The 694-nt window shown below is 49.4% G+C and carries 1 protein-coding gene; it reads right to left on the bottom strand.

Annotation, left to right across the window (positions count from 1 at the left end; translation table 11 throughout):
- On the bottom strand, positions 1 to 694 hold a 694-nt coding region (locus BN93_RS16055; protein WP_019189286.1), incomplete at both ends, for a helicase-related protein.

The raw sequence follows: 694 nt of genomic DNA, 5'->3' as shown, positions 1-694 counted from the left end.
CGGAAAAATTCATTCCCGATTTCTCGTCCATACTTCCCTCATCAATGGTACGGCTGCCCATACGGTTGTTTTTCAGTTGTTCGATGAAGAGTTGCTTATTATGCAACAGGTTGAATTTATAACTATCAAGAGACTTCTCCACAGCATAGATAATGACATCTACTTTATTGTCCGCATGGAATTTGGCAACTTCATTGCCCTTGCGCACGGCTCGTCCGTCCCTCTGCTCCAAGTCGGAAGGACGCCACGGCGTGTCCAAATGATGAATGGCGACGGCACGTTTTTGGGCGTTTACACCCGTGCCGAGCATACTCGTAGAACCGAAAAGCACTCGAATTGAACCTTCATTCATTCCCGCGATGAGCGTCTTTCGAGCCTTGTCGGTCTTGGCTTCCTGAATAAAGCGTATCTCCTGAGCAGGAATGCCGTGATCTTCCACCAACTTTCGTTTGATTTCGCTGTAAGGATTCCATTCGCCTGGCTTGTATGTGCCGAGGTCGCTGAACACAAACTGCGTTCCTTTCTGCTCATTGAACTTCCGGTAGTACTCCGCTATCTTGGCGGCACAGTGGGAAGCCTTGTTGTCCACATGATCTCCGTACCTGTCGGGGTCAATGAGCCTCAAATCCAAGCTCATCTTCCTCGCCATATCTGTGGCAATGAGCATCTTGGCTTTCTCCTCCCGTTCGGAGAG

Source organism: Prevotella conceptionensis 9403948 (assembly GCF_000312305.1).
Taxonomy (GTDB): domain Bacteria; phylum Bacteroidota; class Bacteroidia; order Bacteroidales; family Bacteroidaceae; genus Prevotella; species Prevotella conceptionensis.
This window is presented reverse-complemented; position numbering and strand designations above follow the sequence as displayed.